This window comes from Shinella sp. M27, assembly GCF_049199905.1.
Lineage (GTDB): Bacteria > Pseudomonadota > Alphaproteobacteria > Rhizobiales > Rhizobiaceae > Shinella.
Genome location: NZ_JBLZPK010000059.1, coordinates 184,939 through 200,912 on the forward strand (window position 1 = coordinate 184,939; position 15,974 = coordinate 200,912).

At 62.2% G+C, this 15,974-nt stretch carries 19 protein-coding genes; 9 read left to right on the top strand and 10 right to left on the bottom strand.

Annotated elements, in window-relative coordinates:
• Positions 1-21: 21 nt before the first annotated feature.
• Entirely contained in the window at positions 22-459 is a 438-nt protein-coding gene (locus ACOZK4_RS21815) for a DUF1489 family protein (RefSeq protein ID WP_421593801.1), read from the top strand.
• Positions 460-468: 9 nt separating this feature from the next.
• On the opposite strand, the gene ACOZK4_RS21820 is transcribed toward ACOZK4_RS21815, so the two are convergent.
• The 6 genes from ACOZK4_RS21820 to ACOZK4_RS21845 all read right to left on the bottom strand — a co-directional run bounded on the left by ACOZK4_RS21820 (position 469) and on the right by ACOZK4_RS21845 (position 6,028).
• Positions 469-741 (bottom strand): hypothetical protein, encoded by a 273-nt coding sequence (locus ACOZK4_RS21820; protein WP_421593750.1) that lies wholly within the window; start codon positions 739-741, stop codon positions 469-471.
• Positions 742-904: 163 nt separating this feature from the next.
• On the bottom strand, positions 905-2,407 hold the full coding sequence (locus ACOZK4_RS21825; RefSeq protein WP_421593751.1) for an SPOR domain-containing protein: 1,503 nt from the start codon (positions 2,405-2,407) through the stop codon (positions 905-907).
• Positions 2,408-2,527: 120 nt separating this feature from the next.
• The gene (locus ACOZK4_RS21830; RefSeq protein WP_421593753.1) at positions 2,528-3,289 is read right to left on the bottom strand and encodes a hypothetical protein; all 762 of its coding nucleotides are present in this window, start codon (positions 3,287-3,289) and stop codon (positions 2,528-2,530) included.
• Between the two features lie 266 nt (positions 3,290-3,555).
• Positions 3,556-4,155, bottom strand: coding sequence for a transglutaminase-like cysteine peptidase (locus tag ACOZK4_RS21835; protein WP_313531133.1), 600 nt, complete (start codon positions 4,153-4,155; stop codon positions 3,556-3,558).
• Positions 4,156-4,635: 480 nt separating this feature from the next.
• The gene (locus ACOZK4_RS21840; protein ID WP_313531129.1) at positions 4,636-5,247 is read right to left on the bottom strand and encodes a PilZ domain-containing protein; all 612 of its coding nucleotides are present in this window, start codon (positions 5,245-5,247) and stop codon (positions 4,636-4,638) included.
• Positions 5,248-5,383: 136 nt separating this feature from the next.
• A complete protein-coding gene (locus ACOZK4_RS21845) occupies positions 5,384-6,028 on the bottom strand; it encodes a PAS domain-containing protein (RefSeq protein WP_421593754.1) in 645 nt (214 codons plus the stop codon).
• Positions 6,029-6,322: 294 nt separating this feature from the next.
• Here ACOZK4_RS21845 and ACOZK4_RS21850 point away from each other — a divergent pair, with 294 nt between their 5' ends.
• Both ACOZK4_RS21850 and ACOZK4_RS21855 read left to right on the top strand, forming a co-directional pair.
• The gene (locus ACOZK4_RS21850) at positions 6,323-7,063 is read left to right on the top strand and encodes a rhomboid family intramembrane serine protease (RefSeq protein WP_421593755.1); all 741 of its coding nucleotides are present in this window, start codon (positions 6,323-6,325) and stop codon (positions 7,061-7,063) included.
• 181 nt (positions 7,064-7,244) lie between these two features.
• Entirely contained in the window at positions 7,245-7,673 is a 429-nt protein-coding gene (locus tag ACOZK4_RS21855) for a CBS domain-containing protein (protein ID WP_313531125.1), read from the top strand.
• A 76-nt stretch (positions 7,674-7,749) separates the two neighbouring features.
• Here ACOZK4_RS21855 and ACOZK4_RS21860 read toward each other — a convergent pair whose 3' ends face one another.
• From ACOZK4_RS21860 to folE, 3 genes are all read right to left on the bottom strand, one after another.
• Entirely contained in the window at positions 7,750-8,712 is a 963-nt protein-coding gene (locus tag ACOZK4_RS21860; RefSeq protein ID WP_421593756.1) for a patatin-like phospholipase family protein, read from the bottom strand.
• A gap of 374 nt (positions 8,713-9,086) precedes the next feature.
• Positions 9,087-9,539 carry a phosphoribosyl-AMP cyclohydrolase gene (gene hisI / locus ACOZK4_RS21865; protein WP_421593757.1) on the bottom strand — a complete coding sequence of 151 codons (453 nt, stop codon included), beginning with the start codon at positions 9,537-9,539 and terminating at the stop codon, positions 9,087-9,089.
• Between the two features lie 34 nt (positions 9,540-9,573).
• The gene (gene folE / locus ACOZK4_RS21870; protein ID WP_298096500.1) at positions 9,574-10,185 is read right to left on the bottom strand and encodes a GTP cyclohydrolase I FolE; all 612 of its coding nucleotides are present in this window, start codon (positions 10,183-10,185) and stop codon (positions 9,574-9,576) included.
• Positions 10,186-10,578: 393 nt separating this feature from the next.
• Here folE and ACOZK4_RS21875 point away from each other — a divergent pair, with 393 nt between their 5' ends.
• From ACOZK4_RS21875 to ACOZK4_RS21890, 4 genes are all read left to right on the top strand, one after another.
• A complete protein-coding gene (locus tag ACOZK4_RS21875) occupies positions 10,579-11,025 on the top strand; it encodes an iron-sulfur cluster assembly scaffold protein (RefSeq protein WP_421593758.1) in 447 nt (148 codons plus the stop codon).
• Positions 11,026-11,043: 18 nt separating this feature from the next.
• A complete protein-coding gene (gene yidD, locus ACOZK4_RS21880; RefSeq protein ID WP_421593759.1) occupies positions 11,044-11,412 on the top strand; it encodes a membrane protein insertion efficiency factor YidD in 369 nt (122 codons plus the stop codon).
• A 3-nt stretch (positions 11,413-11,415) separates the two neighbouring features.
• A complete protein-coding gene (locus tag ACOZK4_RS21885) occupies positions 11,416-11,943 on the top strand; it encodes a DUF1697 domain-containing protein (protein ID WP_421593761.1) in 528 nt (175 codons plus the stop codon).
• A 190-nt stretch (positions 11,944-12,133) separates the two neighbouring features.
• Complete coding sequence (locus ACOZK4_RS21890) at positions 12,134-13,384, top strand: sensor domain-containing diguanylate cyclase (protein WP_421593763.1); 1,251 nt, start codon at positions 12,134-12,136, stop codon at positions 13,382-13,384.
• Here ACOZK4_RS21890 and ACOZK4_RS21895 read toward each other — a convergent pair.
• On the bottom strand, positions 13,381-14,247 hold the full coding sequence (locus ACOZK4_RS21895; RefSeq protein WP_421593802.1) for a pseudouridine synthase: 867 nt from the start codon (positions 14,245-14,247) through the stop codon (positions 13,381-13,383). The genes ACOZK4_RS21890 and ACOZK4_RS21895 overlap by 4 nt on opposite strands.
• Before the next feature lie 74 nt (positions 14,248-14,321).
• On the opposite strand from ACOZK4_RS21895, the gene prmB reads away from it, so the two are divergent.
• Together prmB and ACOZK4_RS21905 are read left to right on the top strand one after the other, a co-directional pair.
• On the top strand, positions 14,322-15,239 hold the full coding sequence (gene prmB, locus ACOZK4_RS21900) for a 50S ribosomal protein L3 N(5)-glutamine methyltransferase (RefSeq protein ID WP_421593764.1): 918 nt from the start codon (positions 14,322-14,324) through the stop codon (positions 15,237-15,239).
• A 41-nt stretch (positions 15,240-15,280) separates the two neighbouring features.
• Positions 15,281-15,652 carry a hypothetical protein gene (locus ACOZK4_RS21905; RefSeq protein ID WP_421593765.1) on the top strand — a complete coding sequence of 124 codons (372 nt, stop codon included), beginning with the start codon at positions 15,281-15,283 and terminating at the stop codon, positions 15,650-15,652.
• Positions 15,653-15,974 lie beyond the last annotated feature (322 nt).

Consider the following 15,974-nt stretch of genomic DNA (forward strand, 5'->3'; position numbering starts at 1 on the left):
CGCAACGGCGTTCAAAGAGCCATGGCCCTACATCTCATCAAACTCTGTGTCGGCGCTGACAGCATCGATGACCTGCGTGAATGGGTGTCCGAACGCTCGCTGATCGCGATCGCCGCGGGCATGGAGCCGCATTCGAGCCATATCACCCGCATGATCCCGAAGCGCGATCAGGAACTGCTCGACGGCGGCTCGCTCTATTGGGTGATCAAGGGGCAGGTGCAGGCCCGCCAGCGCCTGCTTGGCCTGAAGAGTTTTACGGATGTCGACGGCATTTCGCGCTGTGAGCTGGTGCTTGGCCCGGAGGTGATCGAGACGGAATTCCAGCCGCGCCGCGCCTTCCAGGGCTGGCGTTACCTCACCGAGGACGACGCGCCGCGCGATCTCAAGAATATGGGTGAGGGGCTGGCCGATCTGCCGCTGGAGCTTCGGCGCGAACTCGCCGAACTCGGTCTTCTCTGAGCGCTGAATTCAACGCAGGCGCATGCGTATCGGATAGCGGCGTTCGCTGATGCCGACATGCAGGTGGATCCCGGCGGCCGGCTGGCCGGAGCGCCAGGCGCGGGCGCCATGCGCCAGCAGCATGCCGACGAGATCCTTCGTCTTGTTGCGCGAACGGCCCAATCCGATATCCGCGATCCGCATCGCGGCTTCGTGCAGCGGGTGGAGCGTGCCCTTCAGCGGCCGGCGCTTTTCGTCGCGCGCTGCGGTGGGAACATCGAAGATGTTTTCGTTCATCGCCATGATCTGCCTCGTACGCAATACCTGATCGAGGATGGCAGAGCCGCTACATACGGCATCCGCCTGTCTCTCCCCCGCAGCCATCGGTACGCAATACCTGGCCGATGCCGTTGCGGGTTGAAGACGGTAGTCCGGGAACCGCGCCGTCAAGCGCGGTCCAATCTCGTTACTGCTGGCTGGCCCAGCAGGCAAAGCCCTTGCGCTTCAGCACCTTGCAGGCCGCCGCCGCGCCGTTCTGGTTGTCGAAGCCGCCGAAGCGGGCGCGATAGAGCGCGCCGCTACCGCTGTTGACGGCGACCGTGAAGGGCATTGCGCTGGAAAGGGCCTTGCCGCCGGAGTTCTTCGCCTTGGAGAGCAGCTCCTGTGCCTGGCCCTTGTCCGGCGTCGCGCCGATCTGGATGACCCAGCCCGAGGGCGTGGATTCCGAGGCCATGGTGGCGGTGGTGGTCGAAGAGGTGGTCAGCTTGTCGAGCGAGCCGCCGGTGTCGCCCTGTTCCGTCAGCTCTTCCGCCGGAACGGCGCTTTCACGCTGGAGCTTGAGGGTTGCAGCAAGCGCACGCTTGCCGACGATCTCGTTTTCACCCGATGTCGCGGCATAGGCCGTCTCGATGCGGGCTTCGTTGTAGCGATAGGTCGGGATAGGGCCGTTTTCCGGCAGTTCCATGCCGCGGTTGCTCAGCGTGCCGCTTGCCGATGCGGTGACGGTTTCGCTTGCCGATGCTGTGACCGCTTCGCTTGCAACATCCGCTGTCAGTGTCGGTGCATCCTTGGTTTCGGCGATCAGGTCGCCACCGCCACGGCGGGACGCTTTCGGCATATAGGCGGCGATGAGCTTGCGCATCTGCTGGTCGCGGGCACCGCCCGAACGGCCGCCGAGCACGACGCCGACGACGCTGCGGCCATCGGCAACGGCCGAGGTCACGAGGTTGTAACCGGAAGCGCGCGTGTAGCCGGTCTTGATGCCGTCAACGCCGCGCACGCTGCCGAGCAGGCGGTTGTGGCCGTTGATGACCTGCTTGCCGAAGCGGAAGCTGCGAACTGAGAAATAGTCGTAGTACTGCGGAAAGTGCTGGCGCAGCGCGATGCCGAGGCGAGCCTGGTCACGGGCGGTGGTGACCTGCGCCGTGTTCGGAAGACCATTGGCGTTGCGATAGGTCGTGCGCGTCATGCCGAGCGCGCGGGCCTTCTGCGTCATGATGCGGGCAAAGCGCTCTTCCGAGCCGCCAAGCATTTCGGCAAGCGCCGTGGAAGCGTCATTTGCCGAGCGGGTGATGAGGCCGAGCATGGCCTGTTCGACGGTGATCGAATTGCCGGCGCGCACACCGAGCTTGGTCGGCGGCTCGCTCGAGGCATTTTTCGAGAAGGGAACGCGGGTGTCGAGACGGATTTTTCCAGCTTCGAGCGCTTCGAAGGTCAGATACAGCGTCATCATCTTGGTGAGAGATGCCGGGTAGCGCAGCGCGTCGGCATCCTCGCTGTAGAGCACCTTGCCCGTCTTTGCGTCGATGACGATGCCAGCATATTTCGGAGAGGCTTCCGCAGGTGCCGCAAAGGCGACGGTGCTGACCATTCCGACCATCACCAGACCTTGCGCCACGGTGGCAACTGCCTGACAGGAGCGGGGGAGGAAATCGAGGAATACGGAACGGGACACTACGTTACTCTTCATTCTCGGATTGCAGATGGTGTTCGGATGGAAGGTTCCGGAACGACCGTTGGCAGCACAGTAGCGAGACAGCGTTACCAATCGGTTTATGATGAATCATTGGTTTCTGAGATCGCCATTATTTTATCGGCTACGGTTGACGGCGAGCGGGCGGCCGTTCCGGATGAGGGACTGGCCGAGATAGTCGCGGACGCGCGCTTCCATGGCCTGCCACTGCGGCAAAAGTCTGCTTGAAAAGCGATAAAGCACCGAAAGATCACTGCCGATGTGGATATCGCGCTGGCAATCCGCGCTGGTCGATTGCATGTCGTCTGCCGGCATCATGCAGCGTACCGCATAGTCCGCGCCATCGGGCAGCGTGCCGGTGAAGAACACCTCGTTGCCGTAGCCGGAATTGTCCTTGAGGTGGCGCAAGGTGAGGGCGGCCGGGCCGAGTTCCGTATGGCCGTCGAAGAGGTGGCTGTAGATCGGCTCGAGCCGGCCCGACATGTCCTTCGACATGGTGCTTTGCGAAAGGCTGAGGAAAATCAGGCTTTCCGGGCGGTTCGCGTCGTTGAAGCGGCTGCGCTCGGCATTGGAGTAGCCCTGCATTTCCGGCCAGGTGAGATAGAGATCGACGCGCTCCGCAAGGCCGGTACGGCGCTGCTCTTCGAAACGGATGACATTTGCGGGGAGGCGGATCTGGTCCTGGCCGATCACGACATCGACCGGCTCGGCATTTTCCGTATGGCCGGCCAGCGCGATGCGTTCGCCGAGCATGCGGCCGGCAATGCTGATGCCGATGGTGAGACCGGCGAGGACGGCGACGCCGATGGTCAGTCGTGTCAGCAGGCGGTTGGAGAGGAGCGGCGCGTGGCCGTCGTCACCTGTCGTCGCAATGGTCATCGCATTCCTCGCCCGCCGAGAGAAAATCGGGACTCAGGCTTGCCTGAATCTCTTGAGGCGAGGGTCTGCGAACGTGGTTAATTTTGAATGAATTTTCGAGGGGCGGTGTGCCCCGCTGAAAAAGGGGGCGGCCGGTTCCGGGACAGCAGAACCGGCCGCAGGGCCATGGTCGGGACGGGGATTGGGGGACTGACCGGGCCCTTTTCTTGCCCGGCGGGGCAGCCGGGCAATTTCGTCATGCGGCGCTGGGATCAGCGCCAGCCTTGTTACTTGACGCTACCGACGGCGTCGGCACGACCGTCCTGAAGCTTGACCCACTTGCCGGCATTGGCCGAGGACTGTCGCTTCAGGTAGCGGTATTCGGTTTCGGACCAGAGCAGGACTTTGTTGCGCATGTTGTCGAGCACGAAGTCGCCGCGATCGGTGCGCACGGTCAGCACGGCATGGCCTTCGCCGTTCGGCTGGAGCACGACCGTGATCAGCAGGTTGGATGGCGAGATACCGGATTCGATCAGCCGCTTGCGCTTGAGCAGCACATAGTCTTCGCAGTCACCCACCGCATCCGGATAGGCCCATTTTTCCTCGACGCCGTAAATCTCCATGTCTGTCATCGGCTGCACGTCGGTATTGGCCGAATAGTTGACGTTGAGGATTGTCTTCCAGTTTTCCTGCGTCAGGACGAGCGGGCCGGTATCCTTGCCGTTCGAGCGGCATTCATCGGCATATTGCTTGCAGAACTCGTAGTGGCCGATCGGCTGGTTGGTGGCGCCGGCGAGCGGAATGTTGGCCGGCAGCGCCATGGCGGCCTGCGCGGCGGCCAGAGAGAAGAGAAACGCGACTGCCCCTGTCTTGATTGTTTTTGTCATTGTTCTGTCCCCGTTTGATGATGGGACAATGACACGGACTTTTTGATCTTACGCGAAATTCGGAAGTATAAATTAGTTCAAATCAAGATTGCATAAGTATAAAATAAAAACAAAACTTGAATTGAATTTGATCTGTATTTGAGGCGTTTTTGACTAAAATCTGAGTAAAATTTGCACTATGGAAGCCAGGAGGTATGGCGGCAACCACTTGATTCTGTGTTGATATTTCCAGGGTTGCGATCGAGGCATGGGTAAGCGCTCCGCCATCGTCTCAACGACATCCCCTTCAGGGGACAGTTTTATCGATAGCGGAAAGGTCTCGGATCGGCTTGTTCGGCCGGTTTCGTTGCTTCCGGGCGATTTTGGTGCGCAAAAAAAGATTCAAAATATTTTGCGGAATTTCGATGTGCCAGGCTGAAACAGCAAAGGGCCCCGCAGGGCCCTTGTGACACAGTCTGGCGTTTGCGCCGTCTCGAAATGCTACAGGAATGAGGTGAGTGCTTCCTTGGACTGGACCGACGAGAACTCGATCGCCACGCCTTCCTGGAAATGGCGGACGACACGGCCCTTCATATTGCCGAGCTGGACGGGTGTGCCGAGCGCTGGGCGCACGTCGATATCGACGGCGGCACCCGAGAGAGAAAGGTCGATGATGCGGCAGGGATAGCGCCGGCCGTCGTCGAGGGTGATTTCGGTGCGCGTGTTGCGCGGCGTCAGGCGGTTGTGGCGGCGGTCTTCCGGCAGGCCGAGTTCGTGTTTGTTGGCGATCCAGGTCAGCTGCGCCGCGAGTTTCTCGCGCTTGCGGTCGGTGGCGGTCAGGGTGATCGCAAAGCCCTCGTCGTTGAGAACGGCGACATTGCCTTCGATGCGGCCGAGATGGTCGACATAGGCGATGATGCGTTCGCCGACGCGCGGGCGGGCGGAGCAGACGAAGCTGGCGTCGCCCGGAGACATGTCGATGACCGAGCAGTCGTATTCATCGTGATTGGGCAGCATCAGCCGGCCGGGCAGGTTCACCGAAACACGCTGAAAGCTCCGCTGGTCGGGCTGCGGTTTGCGGGCGGCGGGCGATGCTTGCTGAAATGAATACATGTGCGCGCGGGCCTGATGATCTTATGTCTTTCCAAGTCTTAAGCTTTCGCGGTTAACAGAAGGTTTGCCGCGCCCTTGAAAAGTGATGGCTTCCTTACGCTACGGCAATTTTCACTTGCCGGAAGTTGTGGTGCTCCTAATGTTCGCGCAAGTCCTCCGCCTGCCTCCCGCCTTCGAAGATCCGCAGATGCAGAACGCGGCTGACTGTCTGGCCGAGCGCCGGCGGGCGCATCGCCATAATCGAGGCCGGCATGGGGATTGCCGGCCGGTTGCCGGCGGCAGCATGCGCGCGGCTCGGATCGATCACCGAGAGGGAGCCAAGCGTGGCGTACCGGAAGGCGGAGAGCGGCGGGCGCTGGCCGGGCAGGGGCGCGAAGGCGCCGATGATGCGGTCCGCCACGCGGCCTTTGGAGGCGAGGGGCAGAAGTACGATCTCGGCCTCGGTCGTTTCCAGCGTGCCGTCGACGAGCTGGACCTGCATGATGGCGGGCGCTCCGTGTGCCATGACGTTTTCCGCGATGCGGGCGACCCGATTGCGCTGGTCGGGGGCAAAGAGCGCGTCAAAGGCGGTGCCCTTCAACTCGCGGCCGAACTGCGCGCAGAAGCGGGTGCCGGCGAGGCGAAAGCGCGGATCGGCAAGCCTGGTGTGCTCGAGGATGAAGACGTCGGGCAGGATGGCGGCGATATCCGCGGGCTCGATCGTGCTGCGCAGCGGAAGGGGGCGCTCGCCACGCTTGCGCGTCCAATAATCGTAAAGCGCCGTTACGGCTTTCGTCTGCATGCTCATATCCATTCGATTCTGTACCGTTCCGGCACGCGAAAGCGGGCAAAACGGGCATTCAGGAGAAGCGGTGCGAGTTTCGTGCCACCTCGATATTAAGGTTAACAATTGGTTTCGATTGCGCGGCCCGGCGGTTTTGGCCAAACATCCGGACATCCCTCCACGAGGGAATGGTTTACTGCACATCGATTTCAGCCCCGGGGATTGGGGGCACCGGCCGTCAGCGAAAGCTGCACGGCCTTTCTTTTGTCTATATAAGCGCGATTCGTATTTTGTGAGTTTGGTGGATCGGCCATGAGCAGCGACGGCGTAGAGATGCAGGGTGATGGCGCGGATATCCGCAAGCGGGAGCCCGCGTTCAACTTGCCGGGCGGGCTCGTCTTCATGCTGGCGGTGCTGATCGTCATTCATCTCGTGCGCACCTATATCCTGTCGGCGGTGACCGACGAAAACGTCCTCCTGCAGTTCGCCTTCATTCCCGGCCGCTACGCGATCCCCTTCGCGGAGCAGGATCTCGGTTGGTTGTGGAGCCCGATCACCTATTCGCTGCTGCACGGCAGCTGGGAGCATCTGATCTTCAACGCCTTCTGGATGGTCGCCTTCGGTGCGCCCGTTGTCCGGCGCATCGGGCTCACGCGTTTCTTCGTCTTCTGGTGCCTGTCGGCGATCGCGGCCGTCGCGTTTCACACGGCGCTGCACTGGGGCGCGATGATTCTGGTCGTTGGCGCCTCCGGCGTCGTCTCCGGTCTGATGGGGGCGGCCGCCCGATTCGTCTTTTCGCCGAGCGGGCGCATCAGCCGGCAGTTCGCCCATCTAAACCGGCGCTTGACGATTGCGGAAGCGCTGTCGAACCGGTCTGTGCTCGTTTTCTCCGGTATCTGGTTTCTGACAAATTTCCTCATCGGCTTCGGCCAGATTTTCGGCTCCGTCGCCGGTGGCGCTGTGGCCTGGGAAGCGCATATCGGCGGCTTCCTGTTCGGCTTCTTCTTCTTTCCGCTATTTGACGTCGCGACCGCCGAGACCCGCCGGGATTAACGATAGTCCATTAGCGGTCTTGCAATCGCCTCCTTCGTAGCGCACCATGACATTGTTCCGGTTCGCACATGCACACCGGAACGAGGAACATCCAAGGAGGAAAGGATGTTCCTGGTACAGGCAGGGCATCCCTGCACGGGTGTCCCGCCTCTCTGCGTCATGATGCACACGGGAGGTACGCATGTATGTAAAAACGATACTGGACGAAAAAGGCCGCAACGTCGTGACCGGCGGCCCGCAGCTCACAGTCAGGCAGGCTGCCGTCTATCTCCATGAAAACCATATCGGCGCCATCGTGGTCGTCGATCGCACCGATCGTATCGCCGGCATCGTGACCGAGCGGGACATCGTGGCGGCCGTTGCCCGCAACGGCGCGGACTGCATGGACAAGCCCATTTCCTCCATCATGTGGGGCAACGTCTATCGTTGCGGCGAAACCGAGACCGTCGACGAGCTCATGGAACGCATGAGCAAGTTGCGCGCTCGTCATATCCCGGTGGAAAAGGACGGACGGCTTGTCGGCATCATCTCGATCGGCGACGTGGTGAAATCCCACATCCGCGCGATCAAGCACGAGGCCGACGCCATCAAGGCCTATATCGCCAGCTGACATTGTCATTGAACGGTTTCGGGCGGAACGATTTCCCATCGTCCCGCCCGCCGTGTCTTTAAGGTTGACGTTGGCGTCAGCGCGCCATCACGACTTCCTGCATGCGCTTGATTTCGAAAATCCGCGCCTTGGCTTCCAGATAGCCGCGGTCGATCGATTCGCCGGCGCGGTGGAATTCCGATAGGCCGATATCCGACAGTTTCGGATGCAGCGAGAGATCCGGCGGGTCGCCGGCGAGGCGGGCGCGGGAAATGCGGTCCTGGATAATGTTGAAGGACTGCACCATGACGCCGGTGAGGCCAAGGCGCGCGGCGCTGTCTTCCTGCCGGTTCTCGTCGATCTTCTGGGGGCTTGCACTGTGCTTGATCACGGCGGAGCGGCCATAGAGATCGTAGTTGAGGTTGACGGCGACGACCAGCGGCTCCTCATGTGCCCGGCAGACCGAGACCGGCACAGGATTGACCAGCGCGCCATCGACCAGCGTGCGGTTGTTGCACTTGATCGGCTCGAAAATGCCCGGCAGGGCGTAGGACGCACGCAGCGCCGTGATCAGCGAGCCGCTGTTGATCCAGACCTCGTGGCCGCTGTTGACTTCCGTCGCGACGGCGACGAAGGGGCGGTCGAGGTCCTCTATGGAGAGGTTTTCGAGATGCTCCTGCATGCGCTTGGTCAGCCGCATGCCGCCGAACAGGCCGGAGCCGCGAATGGTGAAGTCGAGCAGGCTGGCGATGCGGCGCATGGTGAGCGAACGGGCAAAAGCCTCCAGCTCATCCAGCTTGCCGGCGAGATAACAGCCGCCGACGAGGGCGCCGATCGAGGTGCCCGCGATCATGCCGATCTCGATGCCTTCCTCTTCGAGTGCCCTGAGCACACCGATATGGGCCCAGCCACGGGCAGCACCGCCGCCCAGTGCCAGCGCGATCTTGGGTTTGCGCGGCGGGGCCGGCGCGGGAATGTGAGACATATCGTTCATGGAAGGGCCGCCCGGATCTGAAGCATCCGCCGTTACGAGACTACGATTAAAACTCCAGTTCAACATGCAGACCTCCGTACCCGAAAGGAATTCGCGGTGAGGCAATCAGTTCCAGCGCCTCGGCGTCCTTGGGAACACAATAAGTGACAGGATATAGGCAGTCTGTGACGCGGGGAACTTTCGCAGTGGAAACCGGCCTGAAAGCCCTGCGAATTGCGTCCGGTCGAGGCTGGAGGAGGGCGCTTGCCCGCGGGATCGTCACCCCCTTCGGGGTGGCCCTGGAAACCGGCCGTGACGCATACGAGCGATGGTGTTCCATGTCCTGATCCGCATGGCGGGGATAACAGCCGCCATGGAGAAGATTAGGCGTCCGGACCGGTTGCCAAAGGGTGAATTTGTGCGGAAAGCCGGCTGGAACCGGCTTGAAATTGTGCAGATGATTAATTTTTGCTGTAAACGGCAGCCGGGTCGAATTGCGGGGCGCTGCCGGTAACGGTCAGCACCGCGCCGTCGTCTCCGTTGGTTACAGTGCGATAGAAGCAGGAGCGGCGGCCGGTGTGGCAGGTCGCATCGTGGCCGGCGACGGAAACCTTCAGCCAGACGGCATCCTGGTCGCAATCGGTGCGCAGTTCCACGACGGTCTGGAGGTTCCCTGAGGTTTCGCCCTTCTTCCAGAGCGATTGGCGCGAGCGGCTCCAGTAGTGGGCGATGCCGGTCTCGATCGTCAGCGCCAGCGACTGGGCATTCATGTGGGCGACCATCAGCAGTTCGCCATCCTTCGCATCCGTCACCACGGCCGTCACCAGGCCGTGCTCGTCGAAACGCGGAGTGAAGGCCGGACCCGTTTCGAGTTCGGCCTTGTCATTGGAGGGGGCGTCGAAGGTGATCGTCATGGCCATCCGGCTCCATCGTGCGGAGCCGTTTTGCCTAGCTCCGGATCATCGTCATGAACCGGACCTGTTCGGTCGGTTCGGTCTTGAAGGCACCGGTAAAGGTGGTGGTGAGCGTTGTCGAGCCCTGTTTCTGGATGCCGCGCATCGCCATGCACATATGCTCGGCCTCGATCATCACGGCCACGCCGCGCGGGTTCAGCGTCTCGTCGATCGATTTCGCGATCTGCGCCGTCATGGTTTCCTGCGTCTGCAGGCGGCGGCCGAAAATCTCGACGACGCGCGCGATCTTGGAGAGACCGAGAACACGGCCGTTCGGCAGATAGGCGACATGCGCCTTGCCGATGATCGGCACCATATGGTGTTCGCAATGGGAGAAGAACGGAATGTCCTTCACCAGCACCATGTCGTCATAGCCGGCGACTTCCTCGAAGGTGCGGCCAAGCACATCCTCAGCGGCGAGGTCATAACCGGAGAACAGTTCGCGGTAAGCCTTTGCGACGCGCTTGGGCGTATCGAGCAGGCCTTCGCGCTGCGGGTCATCGCCCGCCCAGCGCAGCAATACGCGAACGGCATCCTCGGCTTCCTTCTGCGAAGGACGGTCGGACTGGTCGTCGACACGCGGAAAATTGGTGACTATGGCGTCCATGGACCCATGACCTTTCTGCAGGTTACCTGACGTGTTTATCGGACTCGCCACTGGCCATTCGCCTAACCCTGCAGGCTTGGGTTCCGTTGGCGGGCTCCGGGGCTTTCGGGTCTTGGCTTATCAGTGCGCTCGACCGTCCGGCACGGTTTCCCAAACAACAGGCGAATGCCTTGCCTTCTGCCTATCGCAATTCCAGACAGAAAACCGCTTCGCGCTTTCCCCTGGAACTGCGTTGCTTCTTGCAAAACGCTCACCCCAATACGAGTTATCATATAGTATGGATCACCAAGTGCGAAAGAGGCGGGAGGCGACACGCCGTGCTTTTTTCCCGACGAGACCGGAATAATCTCCTCGGAACATTGAAGATTCCGCAAAAAGCGCGAAAACAGGGCTATGATGGACGATATTTATAACAGCCGTATCCTGGAATTCGCCGGCAACATTCCCCGCATCGGCACGCTGCCGGACGCGGATGCCGAGGCCGGCGCTCATTCCAAGCTCTGCGGATCGCGAGTGAAGGTGTATCTCAAGCTTCAGGGCGACACGGTCAGCGACTTCGCCCATGAGGTGAAGGCCTGTGCGCTGGGCCAGGCGTCGTCCTCGGTGATGGCGCGCCATGTGATCGGCGCGACGGTTGCGGAAATCCGCCAGGCGCGGGAAGACATGCTCGCCATGCTGAAGGCCGACGGCGAGGGGCCGGCCGGGCGTTTCGAGGACATGCGTTTTCTGAAACCCGTCAAGGACTATAAAGCCCGCCACGCCTCGACCATGCTGACCTTCGATGCCGTGGTGGACGCCATCGGCCAGATCGAGGCGAAGCGGCTCGTCAAAGTTGGGTGAGGGGCCGGGTGAGGGATAATGTGTGATGCCCCGGATTGCCGGCACGACGCTTCGCGCCTTGCCCACAAGGGCCGCAACTGGCGGGGACCGTTCCGCAAAACGCTGGGACGGCTTCTCGGCATGGGCTTCATCCGCCTCTACCAGCTGACGCTTTCCGGCTTCATCGGCAATTCCTGCCGGCATCTGCCGACCTGCTCGGAATACGGCTATGAGGCCATCGCACGGCACGGGCTGTGGCAGGGCGGGTTCATGACGTTGTTTCGCGTCGTGCGGTGCGGCCCCGGCGGCACGCACGGGTTCGATCCCGTGCCCGAGGCGCTGGAAAACCGTTTTTCCCCATGGGCGCCCTGGCGGCTGTGGCGCATTTCCCGAGCTGAAAAAGGCTGAACCGTGACGACCTATGTCGCCCTTCTGCACTCCATCGTTCTCGGCGCCGGAAAACGGCTCGTCATGACGGATCTGCGGGCGATGGCCGAAGAGCTTGGTTTTCGCCAGCCGCGCACGCTCGTTGCTACGGGCAACCTGATCTTCGAGGCCGAGGATGCGCCGCTTTCCGAAGTCGAGATGCGGCTTGAGACTGCTTTTCAGGCGCGCTTTGGAAAACATGTCGATATTCTCCTGCGCACGGCCGATGCATGGAGGCGCGTCGCCGCCCAAAATCCCTTTCCGCATGACAACGCGCAGGATGTCGGTATCCGGGTGATGCGAAAACCGCTTGGCCGGGATGTGTTGCCGAAACTCGAAGCGCTTGCCACGCCGGACATCCGGCTCGCGATCGTCGATGGCGACCTGTGGATCGATTTCGGCGGCAAGCCGAGTGAGACGCGACTTTTATCGCACCTGACGACGAAGAAGCTCGGCATCGGCACACTGCGCAACGCCAACACCGTCAACGGCCTCGCGAAGATGCTGGGTTGATACCGCGGTCGCGTCTCCTGATTGTTCGTCTTCCATCCGCTTTCGCTCCGATTATGCGGCGAGCCGTTTTGGCGGGAAAAAAGCGCGAAGCCCCTATTTGTGGCCGTTGCCCGCTGTGCATTGCCATGTTCAAAAAGACATACCGTTTTTGTCCAAGGGCAGGTTCGGAGGCTTGAGGAGGAGTGCGGGCATGACAGCGAGAACGTTCGGCAAGTCGTCGGCGGAAGCGATCAAGCGCGAGAAGGATCGCCTTGCCGCGCTCGACAATCTCGATCTTCTCAATAGCCCGCGCGACGACGGGTTCGACCGTTTTGTCCGACTGATCCAGCAGATTTTCAACGTCGAGATCGGTCTTGTGTCGATGATCGACGGCCATCGGCAATGGTACCAGGCCTGCTCCGGGCTTTCCGCCGACGAGGTGCCGCTGGAAGATACGTTCTGCCGTTATGTGCTGAACGACGAGCAGCCGATGGTGGTGCAGGACGCGACCAAGGACCCACGCTTCGTCGCCCATCCCGCCGTTACCGGTCCCGATCATATTCGCTTCTATGCCGGCGTGCCGCTGAGGACCAAGGCCGGGCATACGATCGGCACCGTCTGCGCCATCGATCGCACGGCACGCTCCTTCGGCCGCAGGGATCTCGATATCCTGCAGGAACTCGCCGGGGCTGCGATGGACCGGATCGAACTGATGCAGACCGCCTCCACCGACAGCCTGACCGAGGCCCTGACCCGTCGGGCCTTCAAGCGCGAGGCGGAGCAATTGATCGCGGCGGCGCTGCGCCATAAACATGATTTGGCCTGTGTGGTGCTTGATGTTGATCGCTTCAAGAAGGTCAACGATACCTACGGCCATGCGGCCGGCGACGAGGTGCTGAAGGCCGTTGCCGCGACCTGCCGGGCGAAATTGCGCGCCAGCGATCTGTTCGGGCGGCTGGGCGGCGAGGAATTTGCCATCCTGCTCTCTCATGTCGGCGCCGAGGGTGCGATGAGTGCTGCCGAAAAGCTTCGTGCGGAAATTGCGGCGCGGGCGATTTCGGGTGAATTCGGCACGCTGAACGTCACCGCCAGCTTCGGCGCCTCGGCGCTCTCCATCGTCGGGCGCGATATCGAGACGCTGCTCGCGCAGGCAGATGCGGCCATGTATAAGGCGAAGGATTCGGGGCGGAATCGCTGCGTCTCCTTCGCCTCCATGCAGGGCGCGGACGGGATGAGCGCGCGCAGGCGGGTTCTCAAGGCCGGCAATATCGTCTTCAACCACCGCCGCTCGACGATCGATTGTACCGTGAAAAGCCTTGGCGTTGACGGTGCCGGCATCACGGTCAGCAATACCGCCGGCATTCCGCCGGAGTTCATGCTGGCCATCAAGGCCGACGGGTTCGAGACGAACTGCTCGGTCATTTCGCGCGACCGGCAGAACCTCGAAGTCGCCTTCCGTTAGCCCCGGCGGATGAGGCGGCGCAGATCCTTCATTTCAGCTTCGGTAAGTGCGCGGACGGCACCTTTCTCCAGATCGCCGAGCTGGAGATTGCCGATGGAGACGCGCACGAGGCGCAGGCATTCGATGCCGAGCGCTTCCAGCATGCGGCGGATCTGGCGGTTGCGGCCCTCGTCCAGGGTGATTTCCAGCCAGGAATTTTTCTCGCCTTCGCGCAGCTTGCGCACCGTTTTGGCGCGTAGAAACTCGCCGTCGTGATGCACGCCGGATTCGAGCGCCGCGAACACCGCATCGTCGGCGATGCGGTCCATCTGGACGTGGTAGGTCTTGGCGACATGGGTCGCGGGGTCGAGCAGGGCGTTGGCGAATTCGGTGTCGTTGGTGAAGAGCAGCAGGCCTTCGCTTGCCTTGTCGAGACGACCGACGGGGGAGAGATGGGCGTCGGAAAAATCCTTCAGGCACTCGAACACCGTCGGGCGGCCCTCGGGGTCGTGGCGGGTGGTGACGAGGCCGCGCGGCTTGTTCAGCATCAGGTAAAGGCGCGCCTCGGCGACGACGGGTTTACCGTCGACGGTGATGACGGCGTCTGTGAGGTCGATCCAGGTTTCCGTGTCGGTGACGGTGCGGCCGGAAAGGGCGACGCGGCCCTCGGCGATCAGCGCCTCGGCCTGCGTGCGCGAGCAGAAGCCGAGTTTGGAGAGTGCGCGGGGCAGGGTGACGCGTTTGCCGTCCGGCGCCGGCTTCTGCTTTGCGGCCGGGTGGCTGGCAGGTGCGCGCACTGTCCCGCCTGCCTTGCGGGCGGTGGCCGGCTTGTGCTTGTTGCGCGTATCCTTCGCCATGCTGTCGCGGAAAGCCTCTATGGTTATGATTGACCGCTCCGCCCTTGCCATTCTAAAGCCGGGTCAGTCCAGCTAATATTGTATCGCACACGAGGCCACCGTTGACACAGCAAGACATCACAACCGAACTCGTGACGCTGCGCGACTACTGGCGCTACGCGATCTCGCGCTTCAACGCCGCCGATCTGAGCTACGGCCACGGCACGACGACGGCGAGCGACGATGCGGCCTATTTGTTGCTCGACAGTCTGGAACTGCCGATCGACGCGCTCGATCCCTTCCTCGATGCTCGCCTGCTGCCGGACGAGCGTCGCCTGCTCGCCGAGCGCATCGAGACGCGCGTGACGACCCGCAAGCCGTCGTCCTACATCACCGGCCGTGCCTATATCCAGGGCGTGCGTTTCCATGTCGACGAGCGGGTAATCGTGCCGCGCTCGCATATCGGCGAAATCCTGTTTGCCGAATATCTCGGCGAAAACGGCTCGTCCTTCCTGCCCGATCCGATGACGGTCACAAGCGCCGTCGATATCTGCACGGGCTCGGGCTGCCTTGCCGTGATTGCTGCAAAATTCTTCCCGCAGGCGACGGTGGATGCGGTGGACCTCTCGGCCGATGCGCTGGAAGTGGCGAAGATCAATCTCGACGAACACGATGTCGAGGACCAGGTGACTCTCTATCAGGGCGATCTCTTCGCGCCGCTCGAAGGCCGCACCTACGACCTCATCATCACCAATCCGCCCTATGTCGACCATGAGGCGCTGGAAGGCTATCCGCCGGAATTCCGCGCGGAGCCGGAAATGGCCCATGACGGCGGTGTCGACGGGCTCGATCTCGTGCGCCGCATTCTGGAAGAAGCGCCGGCTTACCTCAATCCCGAGGGCGGCATGATCTGCGAGATCGGCTCGGGCCGGGAAATCCTGGAAGAGGAATTCCCGCATCTCGATTTCGTCTGGCTGGAAACGGCCGAATCGCAGGATGCGGTGTTCTGGATCTCGGCGGAAGCGCTCGGCGTTTCCTGATCCTTCAACGCGGCTTTCCCGCGCCTTGCGCGCCGGCCGCCATGGCGTCCGCATGTGCGGCGGCGCGGCAGGCCTTCGGGCAGCGGCCAGACGAAGGGCTCGTCCTCCCCGTCGTCGCTTTCGTCCTCGTCCGGTATCGGCTGCGCGAGGATCGTTTCCATCTCGCGGCGCGCATCGTCCATGGCCTTGAACAGGCGCTGCATGTCTTCGGCGGTCGCGATGCAGGGCGGATAGCTCTCTGCGTCCGGTATTTCACCGGCGTCGCTGCCCGGCCATCGGCATCCCGCGCAGCGGCGCGCGCGCCGGCAGCGCGGCAGGCGGCAGGTGCGGAAGAAGCCGGCCCTGCTTGCCGCGTATTGAGCGACGACGAGGCCACCGTCGTCATCATCGTCGTCGCCGCACTCTGCCGGTGAAACCGCGCGCTGACTATCGGATGTCATCGAAGCTTTCCCAAGATTGCGCGCAGCCGGAAACGGCCCGCAGGGTTTCCCATCGGGTTGAAGGCCTGCGAAACCGGAGAACCGCGCGAAAGCGTTGCCTCTGGAGTGGGTGGTATGGGTGGCTTCGCTTTCGCGCGGCCCAGGCGTTCTTCGGAGGCGGTCTTGTCCTCCTTCAGGCGTGGCAAGGCTTCGCTGCACATCGTCTTCGCATGCCTTGTCCGAAAACCGCTTGCGCACCTTTCGGGGTCATGCGTGGCAATGCTTGCATGGCGGACCCAAACCGACCCCGCGACCC

Bases quoted from the DNA above. Each gene is read 5' to 3' on its own strand.
- ACOZK4_RS21815 (WP_421593801.1), top strand. From the start codon at position 22: ATGGCCCTACATCTCATCAAACTCTGTGTCGGCGCTGACAGCATCGAT.
- ACOZK4_RS21820 (WP_421593750.1), bottom strand. From the start codon at position 741: ATGGCGATGAACGAAAACATCTTCGATGTTCCCACCGCAGCGCGCGAC.
- ACOZK4_RS21825 (WP_421593751.1), bottom strand. From the start codon at position 2,407: ATGAAGAGTAACGTAGTGTCCCGTTCCGTATTCCTCGATTTCCTCCCC.
- ACOZK4_RS21830 (WP_421593753.1), bottom strand. From the start codon at position 3,289: ATGACCATTGCGACGACAGGTGACGACGGCCACGCGCCGCTCCTCTCC.
- ACOZK4_RS21835 (WP_313531133.1), bottom strand. From the start codon at position 4,155: ATGACAAAAACAATCAAGACAGGGGCAGTCGCGTTTCTCTTCTCTCTG.
- ACOZK4_RS21840 (WP_313531129.1), bottom strand. From the start codon at position 5,247: ATGTATTCATTTCAGCAAGCATCGCCCGCCGCCCGCAAACCGCAGCCC.
- ACOZK4_RS21845 (WP_421593754.1), bottom strand. From the start codon at position 6,028: ATGCAGACGAAAGCCGTAACGGCGCTTTACGATTATTGGACGCGCAAG.
- ACOZK4_RS21850 (WP_421593755.1), top strand. From the start codon at position 6,323: ATGAGCAGCGACGGCGTAGAGATGCAGGGTGATGGCGCGGATATCCGC.
- ACOZK4_RS21855 (WP_313531125.1), top strand. From the start codon at position 7,245: ATGTATGTAAAAACGATACTGGACGAAAAAGGCCGCAACGTCGTGACC.
- ACOZK4_RS21860 (WP_421593756.1), bottom strand. From the start codon at position 8,712: ATGTTGAACTGGAGTTTTAATCGTAGTCTCGTAACGGCGGATGCTTCA.
- hisI (WP_421593757.1), bottom strand. From the start codon at position 9,539: ATGACGATCACCTTCGACGCCCCCTCCAATGACAAGGCCGAACTCGAA.
- folE (WP_298096500.1), bottom strand. From the start codon at position 10,185: ATGGACGCCATAGTCACCAATTTTCCGCGTGTCGACGACCAGTCCGAC.
- ACOZK4_RS21875 (WP_421593758.1), top strand. From the start codon at position 10,579: ATGATGGACGATATTTATAACAGCCGTATCCTGGAATTCGCCGGCAAC.
- yidD (WP_421593759.1), top strand. From the start codon at position 11,044: ATGTGTGATGCCCCGGATTGCCGGCACGACGCTTCGCGCCTTGCCCAC.
- ACOZK4_RS21890 (WP_421593763.1), top strand. From the start codon at position 12,134: ATGACAGCGAGAACGTTCGGCAAGTCGTCGGCGGAAGCGATCAAGCGC.
- ACOZK4_RS21905 (WP_421593765.1), top strand. From the start codon at position 15,281: ATGGCGTCCGCATGTGCGGCGGCGCGGCAGGCCTTCGGGCAGCGGCCA.